The 19232-nt window shown below is 46.5% G+C and carries 13 protein-coding genes; 12 read left to right on the top strand and 1 reads right to left on the bottom strand.

The window, feature by feature from the left end; translation table 11 throughout:
• The first annotated feature begins 154 nt into the window (after positions 1-154).
• The 12 genes from ACLGGO_RS30605 to ACLGGO_RS30660 all read left to right on the top strand — a co-directional run bounded on the left by ACLGGO_RS30605 (position 155) and on the right by ACLGGO_RS30660 (position 18572).
• Positions 155-295 (top strand): hypothetical protein, encoded by a 141-nt coding sequence (locus ACLGGO_RS30605; protein ID WP_446422128.1) that lies wholly within the window; start codon positions 155-157, stop codon positions 293-295.
• Between the two features lie 51 nt (positions 296-346).
• Positions 347-952, top strand: a complete 606-nt coding sequence (locus ACLGGO_RS30610; protein ID WP_446334589.1) for an IS607 family transposase — start codon at positions 347-349, stop codon at positions 950-952.
• A 16-nt stretch (positions 953-968) separates the two neighbouring features.
• Positions 969-2105: an RNA-guided endonuclease InsQ/TnpB family protein gene (locus ACLGGO_RS30615; RefSeq protein WP_446422129.1), complete on the top strand. Its 1137-nt coding sequence runs from the start codon at positions 969-971 to the stop codon at positions 2103-2105.
• A gap of 269 nt (positions 2106-2374) precedes the next feature.
• On the top strand, positions 2375-4837 hold the full coding sequence (locus tag ACLGGO_RS30620) for a cellulose biosynthesis cyclic di-GMP-binding regulatory protein BcsB (RefSeq protein ID WP_446422130.1): 2463 nt from the start codon (positions 2375-2377) through the stop codon (positions 4835-4837).
• 195 nt (positions 4838-5032) lie between these two features.
• A complete protein-coding gene (locus tag ACLGGO_RS30625; protein WP_446334592.1) occupies positions 5033-7684 on the top strand; it encodes a glycosyltransferase in 2652 nt (883 codons plus the stop codon).
• A 743-nt stretch (positions 7685-8427) separates the two neighbouring features.
• Positions 8428-9495, top strand: coding sequence for a response regulator (locus ACLGGO_RS30630; RefSeq protein ID WP_446334593.1), 1068 nt, complete (start codon positions 8428-8430; stop codon positions 9493-9495).
• 52 nt (positions 9496-9547) lie between these two features.
• Entirely contained in the window at positions 9548-9925 is a 378-nt protein-coding gene (locus ACLGGO_RS30635) for a response regulator (RefSeq protein WP_446334594.1), read from the top strand.
• Between the two features lie 86 nt (positions 9926-10011).
• Positions 10012-10521 carry a chemotaxis protein CheW gene (locus ACLGGO_RS30640; protein WP_446422131.1) on the top strand — a complete coding sequence of 170 codons (510 nt, stop codon included), beginning with the start codon at positions 10012-10014 and terminating at the stop codon, positions 10519-10521.
• 125 nt (positions 10522-10646) lie between these two features.
• Positions 10647-13820: a GAF domain-containing protein gene (locus tag ACLGGO_RS30645; RefSeq protein ID WP_446422132.1), complete on the top strand. Its 3174-nt coding sequence runs from the start codon at positions 10647-10649 to the stop codon at positions 13818-13820.
• Between the two features lie 46 nt (positions 13821-13866).
• Entirely contained in the window at positions 13867-17151 is a 3285-nt protein-coding gene (locus tag ACLGGO_RS30650) for a response regulator (RefSeq protein ID WP_446422133.1), read from the top strand.
• Positions 17152-17281: 130 nt separating this feature from the next.
• The gene (locus ACLGGO_RS30655) at positions 17282-17863 is read left to right on the top strand and encodes a chemotaxis protein CheW (RefSeq protein ID WP_446422134.1); all 582 of its coding nucleotides are present in this window, start codon (positions 17282-17284) and stop codon (positions 17861-17863) included.
• Between the two features lie 439 nt (positions 17864-18302).
• Positions 18303-18572: a hypothetical protein gene (locus ACLGGO_RS30660; RefSeq protein WP_446422135.1), complete on the top strand. Its 270-nt coding sequence runs from the start codon at positions 18303-18305 to the stop codon at positions 18570-18572.
• A gap of 177 nt (positions 18573-18749) precedes the next feature.
• Here ACLGGO_RS30660 and ACLGGO_RS30665 read toward each other — a convergent pair whose 3' ends face one another.
• On the bottom strand, positions 18750-19019 hold the full coding sequence (locus tag ACLGGO_RS30665) for a hypothetical protein (protein ID WP_446422136.1): 270 nt from the start codon (positions 19017-19019) through the stop codon (positions 18750-18752).
• Between the last annotated feature and the right edge of the window lie 213 nt (positions 19020-19232).

Below are 19232 nucleotides of genomic sequence, written 5' to 3' on the forward strand. Positions count from 1 at the left end.
ACGGCGCGACTTTCAAGTAACACAGATGCGACTGTTCGCGTCACCTTAACTGAATAAACACCAAAAGCGCTCTCCCATAAAGGGGGGGCGCTTTTTGGTGTTTATCATCCTGGAGCGCAAGAATACCCTCAAACTCCCCGATTAAGATAGAAAAATGAAGCCCACATTTCGCTTTTTTACTTTATCGCGATCGGGGGATTGCGGGATTGCGTTTTTTTTAGCCGTGTCGCAAACGGGGACGGCTTTTGTGTTTGGCTTGCTGAAAGGACGCGATCGCTATGCCTCTAATCGCTAATTCACTTAACAAAGCTGGACAATTAATACATACTGAGCTAGGCTAATTACCATGGCAAAGTATGTAAAACCTAATGAAGCAGCTAACACTCTGGGGGTTTGTCTGCGAACCCTCAGAAGATGGGAACAACTTGGAAAAATTAAAACGGTCAGAACGCCGTCGGGTCAAAGGCGCTACGATCTCGAAACCTTCATCAAAAAAGAATCCTCGCCAACAGGAGGACGCACCACTGTTATCTATGCTCGCGTTTCGACAAGACCACAAAGAGCAGACCTTGATCGACAAGTTGAACGACTATCAGCACTCTACCCTGGCGCTGAAATTGTTAAGGAAGTGGCAGGAGGACTCAATCTTAGGAGGAAAGGACTCGTCACCCTTTTGGGACGAGTTCTGCGAGGCGATATCGAGACTATTGTGGTTGCCCACAAAGACAGACTGGCAAGATTCGGCTTTGATATCATCGAATGGATATGCGAACAGTTTGAGTGCAAAATCGTGGTTCTCAACCAAGTTAGTCTCTCTCCCCACGCCGAATTGGTACAAGATATCGTCGCAATTCTCCACAGCTTTTCAAGTCGTCTCTACTCCATCCGAAGAATCGAAAACCAAATCAAGCAAGAGCTACAAGCAGAAATCCAGACACCAGAAAAAGGGTAGAAAGCCAAACAAAACGTTGAAGATTAGGGTGTATCCGGAACCCGAATTGCAGAAGAAATGGAAGTCTTGGTTAGCGGCGACGCGGTATGTATACAATAAAGCGCTCGCCGCTTTAAAAGACGGTGAAAAAATAACTAGTGCATATTCTTTAAGGGATTATGTAAATGGGTTAAGCTTGCCGGACTGGGTAGCCTCAGCACCATCTCATCCTAAAGAAAACGCAATCTTTGACGCTTGGGACGCTTGGTGGCAAGCAACATCTGCAGGAGGTGAAGCCAGCTTTAGAAGCTGTCGTCAATTGTCTCAAGCCATCAAATTTCACAAGGTAAATTTCAAGAGAAAAACATGGTTTCCGTCTTTGACTAAGGGCTTAAGCTTTAAAGCATCTGAACCAATACCAGAGCAAGTGGAGTTGGCAACGCAACTTGTCAGAGATAGAAAAAGATGGTTTGCTTGTATTCCGGTAATCGAAGAGATTGAACCGAGAATTCTCGACAAGGTAATCGCGCTCGATCCGGGTGTGCGAACGTTTTTGACTGGCTATGATGGAGACTCATTTGTCGAGTTTGGTAAGGCAGACATTGGACGCATCCAAAGATTGTGTTCTCACCTTGACAAACTCATGGGACGTGCAGCTCTAGCTAGCAGAAAACAAAAGCGCTCTTACAAAAGAGCAGCCACAAGGCTGAGAATCAGAATCCGCAATTTAGTTGACGAATGCCACAAACAAGTAGCCAACTACCTAACCCGTCAATACAAAGTCATCCTTCTGCCTAGGTTTGAGACATCTCAAATGGTGGTTAAGTCCAAACGCAAGCTGCATACAAAAACAGCTAGACAAATGTTGACTTGGGGACACTACCGTTTTGAGTGCCATCTTAAACAATCGGCAAACAAGCGTGGTGTTGTGGTGATTGATGTCAATGAATCGTACACCTCAAAAACTTGTACAAAATGTGGATTCAATCACAACAAGCTAGGCGGCTCTAAAACATTTAAATGCCCCAACTGTAGTCATGAACATGACAGAGATTGGGGCGGCGCTCGGAACATTATGATCCGGGCTTTGAGGGACGGCTCCTTTGCTTTAGCTATTAATAGTCAAAGCATCGCTATCGCGTATGCCCCGTTTGTTCAGGGTTGTACAGCGTAACACCGTCAGCACGAGCATTAGGACCAAGTATTTTTCAGATTACAAGCCCTCGCTTTCAGCGAGGATTAATGACTGGAAGCATAATCTTGCCTCCGGATTGACCTATAGAAGTTCTGTATCAAGTAGTTGAAGTCCTCTCTCGGCGTCAACTACTGCACACTTACCCTTCGGGTACAGTGTGGGCTGAGAATTTAACCTGTGGACATTGCGGAAAACGGGGTGGCATTTCATAACGCGGTATTTTATCACAAGACTCAAGACTCCAACTAATGAAACGCTTTCTTCGCAAGGCACTGACCCATCTACCTTTGAGTAATCGAAATTCACACCGACACAACCGTCGCTTTACTCAACTCAAACTCCCCTCAACACCAAAAAACCGCTTCCAGCGAAAATATCTAATCCTACTGTTATTACTCGGCTTCACGTTTCCCCTTGCCTTGACCACTACCTTGGCTCAGGCTCAGAGTAATGCCCCAGCTTCCCCCGCGATCACCCCCTCGACTGAGACGTATCGGGAAGGCGCGGTTGATGAGAAGAAAGAACGCTCCAGCCAAGAGTTTGATCTACCATCACCGCACAATCAAGCGCCACAAGTTAAGGCAGCGCCCCAAGGCGACCCTTATGTCTTAGAATTCAACCGTAGCCCAGTCGTCGGCTCTCGCTTCAGCTTGCGGGGTATCTATGACGAAGCACGGCTGGGATTTACCCGTCCCCGCCAATGGAAGATCAAATCCGTCAAGGCCCTGATCCGCTATCGCCATTCCCCGGCTCTCTATGCCACCCGCTCCAATCTGACTGTAATGATTAACGGGGCGACCATTGGCAGTATTCCACTCAGCCAAGAGGAGGGCGAAATTGGCAATGCGGTATTTGATGTGCCGCTATCACAACTCCAGAACTATAACCAAATTACCATTGCCGCGCTGCAAAATAATTCTCCCACTTGTACCCAAGACCCCTACGACCCTTCCCTGTGGACAGAGATTCTGCCTGATTCTAAAATCACCTTTGACTACGACCCCCAACCTATTGCCCTAGACTTTAATCGCTATCCCTACCCAATCTTTGACGAACTCAGCTTAGAACCCAATCAGATTACTTACCTTTTACCGTCTAAAGTTGACCAGACGTGGCTGACGGCAACCAGTCGCTTCCAAGCTTCCTTAGGTCGGCTCGCTGATTACCGCCGCCTGAATACTCGCCTGGTTAAAACGGTTAACGATGTAAAGTTAACTGAACAGTTAGTCATTATTGGTACTCCAGAACAGCAAAGCGCCTTGAAGTCCCTGGCTTTGCCCATGCCGATTAAGGATAATCAAATTCTGGATGAAAAGGAGAAAGCTTTACCGCCCGATGTTGGGGTGTTGATGCTCTCGACTACCCCAGAGGATGTCGCCCCGGTGCTAGTGGCAACGGGTAATAGCGAAGAAGGGGTGAAGAAAGCCATCCAGTTTTTGGTGCAGTCCAAAGACCAAAAGATTGGTACAGGTCAAACTATTTTAGTGAAAGACCTGGATGCTGTGCCTTCAGAGCCGCCCCGTGATTGGCCCGGCTATTTGCCCCTGGCAGAGGAATTTGAACTGTCTGACCTGACAAACCGCAATGGTCAGCCTTTTGAAGATATAACCGTTCGGGGTTCGGATTCACCACCCATTGAATTTGACTTTCGGGCATTACCCGATGACCAATTTGGGTCAGGGAACTCCATGACTCTGGTTTACAGCTATGGACCGCAAATTAATGCCAAAACGTCCTTAGTGGAAGTGAAGCTAGATGATGTCGCCCTGATTGGCAAACGGCTCACGTCCATCAATGGTGGCACTCGCGAGACACTGAAAATTGACCTGCCTGGAGACCGAATCAAACCTACCTCAAAAATCCAGGTCGATTTCCGTCTGGATGCGCGGGAACGGCGTTCCTGTAGCAAGGTAACCGACCAACAGCTCTGGGGTACATTGCATAACGATACCAGTTTTAAACTTAACCGGACAACGTCTGTCCAACTCCCTGACCTAAAACTGCTCACCTTCGGTTACCCCTTTGCCGCACCTCAGGATTTGTCCCAGATGGCAATAGTTCTGCCCAAGACTCCCTCAAAAGGCGATGTGATGACGGCGTTGGAATTTAGTGCCAGATTGGGACGATTGACCAAGGCAGAATCGGTTCAATTTACCGTTTACACCGCCGATATGTTGCCACAAGAGGTGCGTGAAGAATACCATCTAGTAGGGGTTGGCATCGAAAAGGATTTTCCTTTCCCAGAGGTTTTCGCAGCAGGTGGCTTTGAACTGAGGGACGCTCTGACGCGCCAGTTAGACGAAAGCGAGATTCAGGCGTCTCCCGATGATGATGGCGTTGTCAAGGAAATTATTTCTCCTTGGAATGACGAACGGGTGCTATTGGCTCTTGCTGCTCAAACGGACAAAGGTCTTGAACAAGTGCAGGATTTGTTGCACAACGATCCTTTATTCTTCCAAATTCAGGATGATACTGTCCTGATTAGTGCCAATTCTGAAGGAGCTGATGCTTATAGCCCAAATGCCTACAACCTTGATTTTTTCAAGCAACAACCGCTTGTAAGTGTGGAAAAAACGCCGCTGCCCAACCGAGTTCTCCGACTGTTGGGGACAAGTTGGTTCCTGTTGGGACCGGCTCTGGTGGCAGCAACGCTGATCCTTTACGCCCTTGTTCAGCTCTATCTCAAGCGGGTTGCTGGTCAGGAGAAATAATGGGGTTTGTCCTGAAGGGCTCTTAAGAACGCTTGAAAAGCGGAGACTGGGTGTAGGGTGTGGGGTGTGGGAAAAATCTCAGCACTATTACAGTAGATTGAGACCCTCGCTCAGTTGTTTGTATTTTTGTCCATAACTAATAACCAATGACTAATAACCCATAACCAATGACTAATTCCTAAGGACTAATTCCCGATGACGAGTCCATCCTCAAAAAGTAAGTCGAAGCTCAGTCGTACACGCTTTTGGATTTCGCCACAACAGCGTGAACAATTAACCCATTGGCTGGTAGACCACCTGCCCAACTGCTTTGACCGGATTTTCCAGTGGCTTTCCAACAATCAGATCCTTTTACTAATTGGGTCACTGGTGTTATTGCTCCATCCCTTAATCACGGCTCGTCCGGCAATCTGGCAACAAGCCTTGGTCGCTGCCTTTCTTCTGGTGGTGGGTCGTTTTGCCCTACAGATGGAAGGACAAAAGCCTACTAAAAAAAAGAGTGAGTATATTCATTTATTTTTAGTGTTACTGAGTCTAGTCACCACGGTGCGCTATCTCTATTACCGCGTCAACTATACCCTGAATCTGGATGACTGGATCAATGGCATATTCAGTTTATTGTTATTTGTGGCGGAACTTTATGCCATTGCCACACTGGTTCTCGCTTATTTTCAAACACTCAAAATCAAAGACCGCCAACCCGTTGACCTTTCCCTGTATCCCGAAGATCAGTGGCCCAGTGTTGATATTTATATTCCTACTTATAACGAAGATGTCGAAATTGTCCGCAAAACGACGCTGTGCGCCCTCGCCATTGACTATCCAGCGGACAAAAAAAGGGTGTATGTTTTAGATGATGGCAGAGCCGAAAAGTATAAAGCCCGTCGCGCCGAGTTATACAAAACCTGTGAAGAACTAGGCGCAATTATGTTGACGCGGGATAATAATGACCATGCCAAAGCGGGGAATATTAACACGGCGTTTCGCCGGACAAAGGGCGATTTGGTGTTAATTCTTGATTGTGACCACATGCCCGTCAAACATTTTTTGAAGCATACGATCGGCTTCTTTTTTGATCCCCAGGTGGCTTTTGTCCAGACGCCTCACTGGTTCTATAACCCTGACCCGTTTGAGCGAAATTTGCTCACTAAGGGTAAGATTCCGGTGGGGAACGAATTGTTTTATAAGGTACTGCAAAAAGGGAATGACTTTTGGAATGCGGCGTTTTTTTGTGGTTCAGCGGCGGTAATTCGCAAAGAGTACGCGCTGCAAATCGGTGGGATTGCTACAGAAACGGTGACGGAGGACTGTCACACGGCATTCCGGCTGCATTCGCTGGGGTATAAGTCTTTCTACTACGACAAAATTATGGTCGCAGGTTTAGCGCCGGAGAAATTTTCGGCTTATGTGGGTCAACAAGTGCGTTGGGCGCGGGGTATGGCTCAGATTCTGCGCTTGGAGAATCCGCTAATCAACCCGAAACTGAATTTGACGATTCCCCAGCGGATTTGTTATTTCAGTGCCACATCGCACTTTTTCTATGGCTATCCTCGCCTGATGTATGCTCTGGCGCCGCCGCTATTTTTATTGTTTGGGATTAACTCGGTTAAAGGTTTGGGGCTAGAAACTCTATTTTATGCGCTGCCTCACATTGTTCTGTCGATGCAGACTAACCACATTCCTTACAAGCATGTGCGCTTTTCCTTCTGGAACGAGATTTTTGAGTTTGCCATGTCATTCCAGGCAGGGATTGTCACTCTTTTAGCTGTAGTGAATCCCGGACTTGGTTCGTTTAATGTGACCGATAAAGGGCTTTCGGTGACCAAGCGCAGCTTTGATTTTGAGTCGGTGCGGTATCTGGTAATTGTCAGTGCGATTGCTTCGGCATCCTTGCTTACTTTACCTTTTTGGTTAATTCTTAGTCCAGAAGATACTCAGGCGGTTCTAATTAATGCTCTGTGGTGTATCTTTAATTTGTTCTTGCTATTAGCAGCGGTTCTGGTGGCATTCGAGCAACCCCAACTCCGACGGGCGCACCGTCTGCAACGAAACTTAACCGCGATTATTCATAGTGGGGGTAGCCGTTGGACGGGGATGACAGTTGATGTGAGTGAAACCGGTGCCCAGATTCTGCTGGATGAGTGGCCTAATATTCCGGATGAAGTCAAGATTGAGTTGGTGGGAGACTACGGGGCGCGGGTGTTACTGAATGCTCGGGTACTCCGGGCGATCGCGACGAGTAAACTCCAGGCTAAGATTTTTGTTGATTTTATCAATCTTAGCCGCACTCAAATCGATGATCTGACTTTGGTGATTTTTTCGGAGGTGAAGGAGTGGTTTTCCCAAAGCCGCGCCGAGGAGGATAATCCTTGGGAATCCCTCAAGTTTATTGTTACCTCGATTAAGCGCGTCTTCGTGGAATTCCGTCCGGCGATCGCGGAGAAGATGGGTGTCAAAAGCACGGTACGTAAACAAGTTCAGGCTGTGGCGCAGCTTTACTGGGACGGGTGGGAAGGTCACTCTTATACGGCTAGAGTGATGGAAATCGGTACCCAGGATTTAAGATTGGAATTCGATGAACACCATATTTTGAACCTGGAAACCATGCAACAAACCCGACCGCTGATTGGTTTACTGGTGAGTCAAGATAAAGATGCCCCTCAGCCTCAGAGTTTGTTGGCTCAGGTGGAAATGATAGAAGAGTTGGTGCCAACGCCGACAGGAGGGCGATTGGAACAGATTACCAATGCACCGGCTTACCGAATTGCCATGGAGTTAAGTTTTCCGGAATCATTAAAACGACAGCAGCAACCCAAGATTCAACGGCTTTTGAAAACAATTGAATAAATGAATTTCGGGAAATTTTTAGCATAATTTAATATTTATTTGCGGTAGTTTTTAAAATGATTTTCTGTTTAACCTCAACAGTCATTAAATTATTATACCGGGAAACATAAATAAAGGTATCCACAATTCCTTTATATAATTCTTAAATAATTTATCATCGCTTTACCTAGTTTATAATAAAATTCTGTTAAAATTATGCATAAGAAGTCCTTGCTTTTGTAAATCTACCCTTAACTGGAGATTTTTTTGTTGCCAGAGGATGCATTACCGCTTTTTAGTTTAGCTCTATCTCTTATTGACTTTGAAACAAAGCCAACAAGACAGCTTGCGTGACGAAAGCCAGCATATCTCCATGTTGAGAGCGGACTCTTGATAGACACTCTGACCCATGCTTTTTTGCACAAGCGTGATCTAATTTTAAGTAAAAGAGTCACGCCTGCCCGCTTAGGTGCGATTTTTTTATCACCCCTTCATTTCGGGATGCAGCTACTCCCTGAAGAGAAAACTTTTCCATCGCCCGGACGGCGATGGAACAGGGATAAAAAAATGCCAAAAGTTCAATAAGGCTGAATTGTTGGTCATTGCTGATCAAGAAGAGTATTTTTCGGCAACCGGAAGCTCTGATTAAACCTTAAAATGCTCTTATTTGAGTGGCAACGTGATTCCGAAGTGAAAAGTACTTTGTAAGGGCGTGAGTCAACAATTCTAGTTGCGACGATTGGATGAGACCCAGGTAGATACACATGAACACCATTTCTATGGCTAGCTACAGATCTTCTCAAAGGCTAAACCCGCTCTCGTTATTAGCACAATTATCTAGTCGTCAGGCTAATGGTTGTTTACAAATATCGAGTGGATCTGTGTCTTGGTCAATCCATCTAGAACAGGGTAAGCTAATCTATGCTTCAGATTCAGTTGATCCCTTCGAGCGGCTTGACCGCCATTTGCGTCAGCTTTCTCGTGAAATTCCGACACTTGTCAGTGCTGTTCGGGTTCAGGTTCGCTTGTTATTTGAGTCCGACTTAGAGAGTCAGTCGAGTCAAAATCCAGATTACCAAGCTATTAACTGGTTAGTCAATCAACAGTATCTCACCTCAGCCCAAGCCGCAACTCTCATCGAGGAACTGGCGGAAGAGGTTATTCGTTCGCTGCTTCCTGTCAGAGAAGGAACTTACCAATTAATGCCTCAAGATAACTTCGGGGATTTGCCTAAGTTCTGTCGCATTGAACTACGAACATTAGTTGAACGCTGTCACGAACAATTGCGACGCCAGCAATCTTCAGAATCCGTCAATGCGGCGTCTAGCGCTCCTCCGAATGCTTCGGCTCAAAATAGCACTCCCACCAAATTAGAGTTAATTCAAAAACCTAGCCAAAATTTAGCCAATAAATCTCCAAACGCTAGTGGCAGTGCGGGTGCAACTCAAACTACTGCCAAGAAAAAAACCACGTACACGATTGCTTGTATTGATGATAGTACAACGGTATTGAATGCGATTAATTCTTTTTTGGATGATAAAAGCTTCTCGGTAGTCATGATTAATGACCCGGTAAGGGCATTAATGCAAGTTGTTCGGATTAAGCCTGACCTGATTTTGCTGGATGTTGAAATGCCTAACTTAGATGGCTATGAATTATGTTCTCTCTTGCGGAAGCATTCGCTTTTCAAGACAACTCCCATCATCATGGTAACAGGTCATACTGGGTTTCTAGACCGAGCCAAGGCAAAGTTAGTCCGAGCATCGGGCTACTTGACAAAACCGTTTAACCAATCCGAATTGCTAAAGATGGTGTTTAAACACTTATCTTAGCTGAGGATGATAATGAATTGATTTTTAATTAATTTATGAGGATAGGTGAGCGATGAGCAAAACTTTAATGGGTACAATTTTGATTGTAGAAGATACTTTGTCGGAACTGGAATTAATGAGCCATTATCTTAGGGAAAGTGGCTATAACGTTATCAATGCCATTGGTGCGAAAGAAGCGCTTAACAAGGTTTTGGAGCAAAAGCCAGACGTAATTGTTACTGATGTAGTTATGCCAGGAATGAGCGGTTTTGAGCTGTGTCGTAGGCTTAAGACTCATCCCGTTACTGAAAAGATTCCCATTGTAATTTGTTCATCTAAAAACCAGGAAATTGATCGCCTTTGGGGGATGAAACAAGGTGCCGATGCCTACCTGACTAAACCCTTTACCCGCGAACAAATTCTACGTGCCATAAAATCAGTCGCTCTGTAGAACAGTCAATCATTTGTCTATTATCGTTTGTTTATTGTAAAAACCGATAATTTATGACCAATGAATAATGATCCATAAATAAAATTATGCCAGATTTACCCACCCTGACAAACGCACTCGCTCTCTTACCGAAAAAAAACCTGCACGCGAAAAATCAGGGAGATACGTACCTTAGGTTTCAGTTAGGTGAAAAAACATCGGCTGTTTTGTCAATGAGTCGGGCGCAGGAAGTTATCGTTTTGCCACCGGGACGACTGACACCGATGCCAAATATGCCCCCCTACGTCTTGGGATTGCTGAATCGGCGTTCTCGCGTTTTGTGGGTGATTGATTTGGGGAAGATGTTAGGGTTACCAGAAGTTCTGACGAATGTTCAGCAATACAGCATCATCATTATCCGCAATAGTTCAGGGTCTTTAGGGCTAGTTGTCCAAACTGTTGAAGGTGTGGTGCGTCTTACACCGGATTCTATTCAATCGCCCCACGGTCAAGTGTCATCGAGTTTGGTTCCCTATTTACGCGGATGTACTTTACAAGATCGAGAAATTTTATTGGTTCTGGATACTGAGGCAATTATGGGTTACGCACAGCGATAAGTAAACAGAATAGAGCGATTGAATTCTTGGCTCCAGATAGCTTGGGTGGGAGTTCGGGGAAGAGGGCTTTTGTTACAGCTTTCTATCTCATTGCCAATTTATTATCACACAATGGTGCTTGTTTCATGGTTCAGAAATTCGATACAGCCAGCAATGGTGATAACCAAATTCCAGATACTATCAAGAGTAATAGCGTGAGGGATAATGGCTCCATTTACGGTGCCGACTTCCAGGATAAAATGAATGTGGCTCCGACTTTTCCAGTCAGTGCAACTCCTGCCTCTGTAACCGACGGGTCTGCCAAAACAGGTTCATGGTGGGGGCGACTTTCGTTATCGACCAAAGCCACAGTTTGCGCGGTAACAATTAGCGTCGTCCCCGTCCTCGGAATTGGGGTTATGGACTATGTTGTGGTTAACCAAACTATTAAGCAAGAAATCGCAATAGACAAGTCGAGCAAAACTCTGTCAAACCTGCTGTGGGGAACGGGTATAACGGCTTTGTTAGCGGGTATTGTCGCTGTGTTACTGGCTAAACGTGCTGTTGAACCAATTCTTGAGGCTTCCAGCGCTGTCCAGAAACTGGCTCAAGGGGATTTGGATACCCGTCTCCGTGTCGCAGGAGAAGACGAACTTGCCAGTTTGGGTTCTAATATTAATCGCATGGTTTCTCAAGTTCAGACACTTCTGGAAGAGCAAAAAGCGTCCGCCCTGGCGCTACGAACCTATGCTGAAACGGTCAATGCGGCGAGTCGAGGGGATAAGCAATTTCTATTTGATCGGGCGGTTACGGAAGCTAAAAAACAACTCAATGCGGATCGGGTAGTAATCTATGGGTTTGAACCGGACTGGAGTGGCAGTATTGTTGCTGAATCCGTTGATCCCGGTTGGCCCAGGGCGCTGATGGACAAAATTACAGACCCCTGCATTCCCCGAAAAATTCTAGAAGAGTATCGCAAAGGGCGGGTTGTCCCGACATCTAACGTTCAGCAAACGGGTTATTCTCCAGCTCACCTTCAGCTATTAGCCCGACTTTCGGTCAAATCTAATTTGGTTGTGCCTATTGTATCGGGTAACGTTCTGATTGGTCTATTGGTCGCCCATCAATGCGCCAATACCCGCGTGTGGCAACCTTCGGAAATCGATTTCCTCAAAGAATTAGCGACCCAAGTCGGTCTTTCATTAAGTAGTATTACTCTGGCGTCATCTAAAGCCGCTGAAGCTGAACGTGTGCAGCGCTGGAATGATATTATTCCCCGGATTCGCCAGTCGCTTAAAGCTGAGGAGATTCTGGAAATGGCTGTAACGGCGGTTCGTGAAGCACTTTTGACAGATCGCGTGTTGATTTTCCGCTTTGATGATACCAACAGTGGTACATTTGTTTCAGAAGCCGTAGCCCCCGGTTGGAGCAAAGTTCGGGGACAATCCTTTAAAGCGACAGCAAACGACGGGGATATGGCTCAAGCCTACAGCGATCGACAGGTTCGTATCGGTGATAACCTTGATGATACGAAAAGCAGCGATTGGGAATACACCATGCTCTCGGAACTGTCGGTTAAAGCTTATATGATGGCACCGATTATCCGAGAGGGTAAAGTCTATGGCTTACTCTGTGGTCACCAGTGTTCCAAACCCCGCATCTGGCTAGAGGCAGAAACGGATCTATTTTCCCAAATTGCTGACCAAATTGGCTTTGCCCTCGACCAAGCGGCGCTGTTGGAACAGCAAGCAACTGCTACTGAACTGGCTGAGCAACTCAACGATATTACCTCTAACATTCGGGAGTCGTTCAATGTTGAAGAAATCTACGAGGCGGCGATTACAGGTGTGCGCCAAACTCTAGACACCGACCGAGCTATTGTGTATCTGTTTGATGCTAACTGGCAAGGCACTATCGTGGCTGAATCAGTGGGTCGCACCTTCCCCAAAGCTCTGGGTGCCAATATTGCTGACCCCTGTTTTGCTGACAAATATGTGGAAAAGTACAAGCGGGGTCATGTCAGTAGCAATGAAAACATTTATGAGGCAGACTTGAATCAATGTTACCTCGGTCAGCTCGAACCCTTCAAGGTTAAGGCGAATTTGGTCGCGCCGATTCTGGCAGAGGGGAATTTACTGGGACTTTTGGTTACTCATCAATGTTCAAGTTCGCGCCGCTGGCAGGAGGCAGAAATTAATTTCTTTAAGCAGGTGGCGATTCAAGTGGGTTTTGCCCTTGATCAAGCTAATCTGCTGGAACAGCGGGAACAAGCCCGGATTGAGGCGGAGTTGGCATCTCAAGAACAGCGCCAACAAAAGGAATCTCTCCAGCTTCAGCTTTTAGAGTTGCTTTCTGATGTGGAAGGTGCTGCCCGAGGGGATTTGACTGTGCGGGCGGATGTGACTGTGGGTGAAATTGGCACGGTTGCTGACTTTTTTAATGCTGTGATTGAAAGTCTGCGGGGAATTGTTACAAGCGTGAAAACTGCCGCGACTCAGGTGAATACGTCCTTAGGTGAAAATGAAGGGGCAATCCGTCAACTGTCGGAGGAGGCGCTTAAACAGGCGGAGGAAATCACTCGTACTCTGGATTCGGTTGAGCAAATGACTCGTTCGATTCAACAGGTGGCAGAGAATGCCCGTCAAGCGGCGGCTGTGGCTCGCACTGCCTCAACGACGGCTGAAGCCGGGGGACTGGCTATGGATCGTTCGGTGAAGAATATCCTCAATTTGCGGGAGACTGTTGCAGAAACTGCCAAAAAAGTCAAGCGTTTGGGTGAATCGTCCCAACAGATTTCTAAAGTGGTGTCTTTGATTAACCAAATTGCCCTGCAAACGAACTTATTGGCGATTAACGCTGGGATTGAGGCTGCCCGAGCGGGGGAAGAAGGTCAAGGGTTTGCTGTGGTTGCTGAAGAAGTTGGGGAATTGGCGGCTCGCTCAGCTGCAGCGACACGAGAGATTGAACAGATTGTGGAGAATATTCAACAAGAAACGGCGTCTGTGGTTGAGGCGATGGAATTGGGTACGTCTCAGGTGGTGGAAGGGACTCATCTGGTTGAGGATGCTAAGCAGAGTTTGAGTCAAATTTTAGAGGTGTCTCGCCAGATTGATCAGTTGGTGCAGTCGATTTCGACGGCTACGGTGTCTCAAGCGGAAACGTCCCAAGCGATTACTGAGTTGATGAAGGATATTGCTCGTCTTTCTGAACGCACGTCGAATTCGACTCGTCAAGTAGCTAGCTCTCTCCAAGATACTGTGGGGATTGCGGAGGAATTGCAGGCATCTGTGGGTGCGTTCAACGTTGGTACAGAAGGGTAAAGTTACAAAACTTCACACTTCATACTCTATAAGATATGTTTCTACCATGTCACAGGACAAGGAACTTGAAATTCAGCTCCAGTTTCTCGAAGAAGCCCAGGATTATTTGGACACCATTGAATCGGCACTCCTGGGTTTAGCTGGGAACCATATAGAGAGTCAGCAAATGGATTCGATTTTGCGGGCGGCTCATTCGGTTAAGGGGGGTGCGGGAATGATGGGGTATCAGACGTTGAGTCATCTGGCTCACCGTCTGGAAGATTCGTTTAAAGTGATGAAGGTTCAGAGAAATTCCTTGAATGTGGATGCTGAACTTGAGGGCTTGTTGTTAGGGGCGGTGGATCGCATGAGCCAAGTGCTTTCCCTCAATCGCCAGGGAACGGATGTTGACTCTGATTGGATTTCTACTCAAGCGACGCCGATTTTTGATCAGCTACATGAACGCCTGGGTGATCCGGTTGAGGAAGATGCCAGTAGTATGCTGGGGGCGGAAGATGGTACGAATGTTGCTGCCTTACTTTTTGAAACTGAGGTGGAGGGGTGTCTGGCTCGCTTGGAATCGGTTGTTGAGGACCCCCAAGCGCCTTGCTTAGAGGAAGAAGTTTCGATTCTTGCTCAAGAGTTGGGGGGTTTGGGTGAGATGCTACAACTGGAGGCTTTTACCAGCTTGTGCGAGTCTGTGGTTCAAAGCATAGAAGCTGCTCCCCATCAAATTCGAGAGATTGCTAAGGCGGCGCTTCAAGCTTGGCGGCGATCGCAAGCGCTGGTTTTGGTGAATCAAGTCGGTAGCTTGCCGACTCATATCGAAGTGCCGGGAGTTGTTGTAACACCGACGATTCAACCGACGCCTGCAACGGAGTTGGTGGAAGAGGATTGGGTTGCTGAATTTGACAGTTATAGCTCAGAAACTGAGTTTGTTGAAGCGGCGGGAACGGCGGCTGAGTTTGACTATACCCCAGAAACTGAGTTTGTGGAAGCGGCGGGAACGGCCGCAGAATTGAGTGACTATAGCTCAGACGCTGAGTTTGTTGAAGAAGCAGGAACGGCAGCTAATTTTGACTATAATCCAGAAACTGAGTTTGTAGAAGCGGCGGGAACGGCGGCTGAGTTTGACTATAATCCAGAAACTGAAGCTGCCCAACCGTTAGTTAGTGACGAGGGTATTTTTGAGCCAACGGCTACAACGTCCTTCAGTGGCTCTCTATCCTTGACTTTTGATCGCGATGCTGGCGTGGAAAGTGCCGGTGAGGTGAGATGGCAAGAGGTGAAAACCTCGTCGAATCAAGGAGAAAGAGCAACTAAGGATTCTCCAGAAAATACTGTCCGTATTCCAGTTCGACAACTGGATCGGCTTAACGATTTGTTTGGAGAACTGACTATTGAGCGTAATGGTCTTAGCTTACACTTGGCTCGTTTGCGTACTTTGATGGAAAAACTCAGCCGCCGAGTTAGCCATCTGGAGCAATCGAATGTTCGCCTGCGTACTACCTATGATACTGTGGCAACAGGGGTCAGTTCTGTGCCAGTGGGGTTAAAATCTCTGGTGAGTTCTCTGGCGACCAAACCGGGCGGTTCATGGCGTCCGACACCGGTGCAAAATCTGACGGGTTTCCCTAAGGAGAATACTTCCAGCGGTGAACATGAGGACAGTCTGGAAGATATCAGCAGCGCTTTTGACGCTTTGGAAATGGACCATTACAGCGATTTACATTTGCTGTCGATGGAAGTGATGGAAACGATTGTCCAGATTCAGGAAGTTACGTCTGATATTGAATTGAGTCTGGAAGATACCGACGGGACGGTTCGCGAACTTAACCAAACGGCTAAGCAGCTACAAACGAATCTGACTCGGGTTCGTATGCGTCCTTTGTCTGATTTGGTGGGGCGATTTCAACGAGCTTTACGGGATCTGGCGTTACAGCATGGGAAAGAGGTTGAACTTAAGGTTTCTGGGAAGGGGACTCTGATTGATCGCAGTATTTTGGAGGCGCTCTCAGATCCTTTGATGCACCTGGTTCGCAATGCTTTTGACCACGGAATTGAGAAACCTGATATTCGTCAGTCTCAAGGGAAACCAGCTCAGGGGACAATTGAAATTAAAGCGGCTCACCGGGGGAACCAGACGATTATTACGATTAGTGATGATGGGAATGGGATTAACCTGAATAAAATCAGGGCAAGAGCTGAACAAATGGGTTTGGATGCTGAACTGCTGGCGGCGGCTAGTGAGGATGAGTTGCTCTCGCTGATTTTTGAGCCCGGTTTTAGCACCGCCGAACGGGTGACTGACCTGTCGGGTCGAGGTGTCGGGATGGATGTGGTGCGTAATAATCTTAAGCAAATCCGGGGGGATATCCGGGTCGATACTCAACCGGGTCAGGGGACAACGTTTACGCTCACGGTACCGTTTACCTTGTCTGTGGCGCGAGTTCTGTTGGTTGAGAGTAATCATACCATGTTGGCATTTCCCACGGATGTGATTGAGGAAATACTTTTACTTGATGATGAGCAGATTTTGACGACTCCGGGTAGTGAGGTTCTTAAGTGGGAAGAGGAGATGATTCCTCTGATTCGTTTAGGTGCGTGGTTAACGTTTAATTGCTCCCGTAAAATAACGACTCCTGAAGGTGTACCTAGTATTAGTGAGCCAACGGTGCTGATGATTAGTCCTAGTGATCAGTTGATTGCATTACAGGTGGATCGCTGTTGGGGTGAGCAGGAGGTGGCGATTCGCCAAGTGGAAGGTCCTCTTTCTATGCCTTCTGGGTTTGCTAGTTGTACGATTCTTGGTGATGGTAAGGTTGTACCGCTGATGGATGCGGCTTCATTGCTGCGCTGGATGAGGAGTGAGCGCACGCCGGACACGGAAGGGTCTCTGGTGGAGCAATTACCTCAACTGGATGCGCCTAGTCGTGATCGTCCACTCAATGTGGCGACGCCTCAACCCCAGAGAGATACGGTTCTGGTGGTTGATGATTCGATAAATGTGCGCCGATTTTTAGCGTTGGCTTTGGAAAAGGCTGGGTATTTGGTGGAACAAGCCAAAGATGGTCAAGATGCTGTGGAAAAACTGTTGGGTGGATTACAAGTACAAGCGGTTATTTGTGATATTGAAATGCCTCGCCTGGATGGTTACGGCTTTTTGGCTCGGATCAAATCTGACCCGGCTTTCAGCAATTTACCTGTTTCGATGCTGACCTCTAGAACTGGGGAGAAACATCGCCAATTAGCGATGACTTTGGGTGCAAGTGGCTATTTCTCTAAGCCTTACAATGAGCGTGATTTATTAGACACGTTAGAGCGGTTAATTCGGGGCAAAGTATCGGTTTAAAAAAGGTGAGGGAGTTTTGAGTTTTGGGTTTTGGGTTTTGATCCTTCACTTCGCGCATAGGGCATGGCGCGTGAATTAACTCCCTTATCTCCCCTATCTCCCTCATAATTTATAATTCATAATTCAGACTATGGCTGTTTTTTCTCCGCTTTCCTCCCGACGATCTACCAATCGCAAGCCTCAACCGACCCAACAATTAATTGTTTTTAGCCTTTATACGGAAGGCTTTGCTTTGCCGATTCGAGCTGTGCAAAAAGTGATTCCTAGGGGCAAAATTTATGGCGCACCCCAGGGGGGTGCCGTGGGGTTAACTCTTTATCAAGACCAAGAATTACTGGTGATTGATGTAGACCATCGGATTTTTAAGAGAACTGAACTGCCAAATTTATCGCTCAGTTATAGTCAGGGGGAGGCGGCGGAATCTGCCAGGACAGCATCGGTGAAATGGGAGGATGATACTGAGCAACGTTACCTGCTGATTGTGCAGAACCGAGCTGGCAAAATTGTGGGGTTACCGATTGATTCGCCGCCTTCGTTACAGCGTGTGCCTGAGTCGGCGTTTAAGCCGCTAACGGCGGATTATATGGCTCAGGGGAATCTTCGCTGTGTGAGTGCTTTGGTGAGGCAAAATCCAGAAGACTCGCCGCTATTTTTGCTCAATCCGGAGCAGTTGATTCAGTCTCAACAGACTTTGTTGCCGGGAGGCAATTGAGATTACAAATCTGTCATCATAGTTATTCCCGTTACGGTTATTAATAGTCATATCAATAAATCCTTTTTTTATCTGTTTTTTACATTTTTTTATTAGGTCTAATATTAGAGAGTTTTTCAAAAAATATAAGCAAGTGCGAATCATAGGATAAACCTTTTCGTCAACACCGAAACTTAGACATTTTGGCGTAGATATAGCTCGGCTGTCACCGGGGATAATCTAGATAGATGATATTGCCGTCTATTTAGAATTGCTATATAATGGTAAGTAGCACTTTAAAAGTGCTTGCAATTAAATATTAAGTATTCTTGAGCAGGTTTTGAGGCTGCTTTGCGAGTAACCATTTAAGGGTTATTTGTAAAGACGATCAGAGCCTGCTTTTTAGTTTAAAGCTATTTATTGTCATAAAAAGGAAAAAATATATAAAAGGAAAAAATATATGCTAACAAAACGAATTAAAGCATTAAATCCGCTTGAATTTAAAGAGGCTATTTCAAATGAAGACTTTTACGGCAAATACAAAGGTATGTTTGTTTACGTCAAACTAGGGAATGAGGAAGAATACCGAGAACAGCCCGGAGATAACTCGAACACCCAATACCGCTTTTTTAGAAATTGTATTGTTGAATATTCAGAGACAGAAGCGCAATCAGAGAGCGGCATATATCAGTACGAGGATAAGGGAGTAAACGTCGTTATTTATTGGTAGACGTGACGCAGGTGACTCTACCCTCTTGATTGATCGCTTGCGCTCGGATTGACGGTTTTGGATGAGAGCGCGGTTTTGATGAATAAAAAGCAGCATTTCTTCATCAGGGACTTCTTTAACCTCACTGTTTTTCATTTGAACTGTTGGCATTTGAAGTCCTCCGTTGCGCCGTCTCATCTACAATACTATCTTATAAGGATTAATTAGTAGTATTGACCGCCGTTCCGGAGATAGAAGCCGCGCCGCCTGACGGAACGCTTCCTTTGAAGGAATTGACTGTCGCAGAATATCGAATAACTCCTTGCAGCATGATTGGAGACTATGGGCGATATCCTGGATGGATTCAGGCTCTAAAAATGGGTCTAAGACTACCTCTGGGAGGGTTACAGATACATCCCCATCAAACCACGCGGCTAAGGTCTGGCGACGGGGGTGAGTATCTTGCATGGCGATCGCCCAAATTATAACTAAAACTTATCGATGCATTCAGGAACGCTAATCCTCATTTCCTTTACAAACCTTAATGTTCTCTGTAAAGTATTAAACATAATCATTCATTTGACTTAACAAGTCGATAGCAATCATCCGAACCATGACAACCACATTACAACGTCGCGAATCCGCATCCTTGTGGGATCGGTTCTGCGAGTGGGTCACCTC

Source organism: Coleofasciculus sp., assembly GCF_046565525.1.
Classification (GTDB): domain Bacteria; phylum Cyanobacteriota; class Cyanobacteriia; order Cyanobacteriales; family Coleofasciculaceae; genus Coleofasciculus.

Coding starts and splice junctions, on each gene's coding strand:
- ACLGGO_RS30660 (WP_446422135.1), top strand. CDS start 18,303: ATGCTAACAAAACGAATTAAAGCATTAAATCCGCTTGAATTTAAAGAG.
- ACLGGO_RS30605 (WP_446422128.1), top strand. CDS start 155: ATGAAGCCCACATTTCGCTTTTTTACTTTATCGCGATCGGGGGATTGC.
- ACLGGO_RS30635 (WP_446334594.1), top strand. CDS start 9,548: ATGAGCAAAACTTTAATGGGTACAATTTTGATTGTAGAAGATACTTTG.
- ACLGGO_RS30655 (WP_446422134.1), top strand. CDS start 17,282: ATGGCTGTTTTTTCTCCGCTTTCCTCCCGACGATCTACCAATCGCAAG.
- ACLGGO_RS30665 (WP_446422136.1), bottom strand. CDS start 19,019: ATGCAAGATACTCACCCCCGTCGCCAGACCTTAGCCGCGTGGTTTGAT.
- ACLGGO_RS30610 (WP_446334589.1), top strand. CDS start 347: ATGGCAAAGTATGTAAAACCTAATGAAGCAGCTAACACTCTGGGGGTT.
- ACLGGO_RS30650 (WP_446422133.1), top strand. CDS start 13,867: ATGTCACAGGACAAGGAACTTGAAATTCAGCTCCAGTTTCTCGAAGAA.
- ACLGGO_RS30620 (WP_446422130.1), top strand. CDS start 2,375: ATGAAACGCTTTCTTCGCAAGGCACTGACCCATCTACCTTTGAGTAAT.
- ACLGGO_RS30630 (WP_446334593.1), top strand. CDS start 8,428: ATGAACACCATTTCTATGGCTAGCTACAGATCTTCTCAAAGGCTAAAC.
- ACLGGO_RS30625 (WP_446334592.1), top strand. CDS start 5,033: ATGACGAGTCCATCCTCAAAAAGTAAGTCGAAGCTCAGTCGTACACGC.
- ACLGGO_RS30645 (WP_446422132.1), top strand. CDS start 10,647: ATGGTTCAGAAATTCGATACAGCCAGCAATGGTGATAACCAAATTCCA.
- ACLGGO_RS30640 (WP_446422131.1), top strand. CDS start 10,012: ATGCCAGATTTACCCACCCTGACAAACGCACTCGCTCTCTTACCGAAA.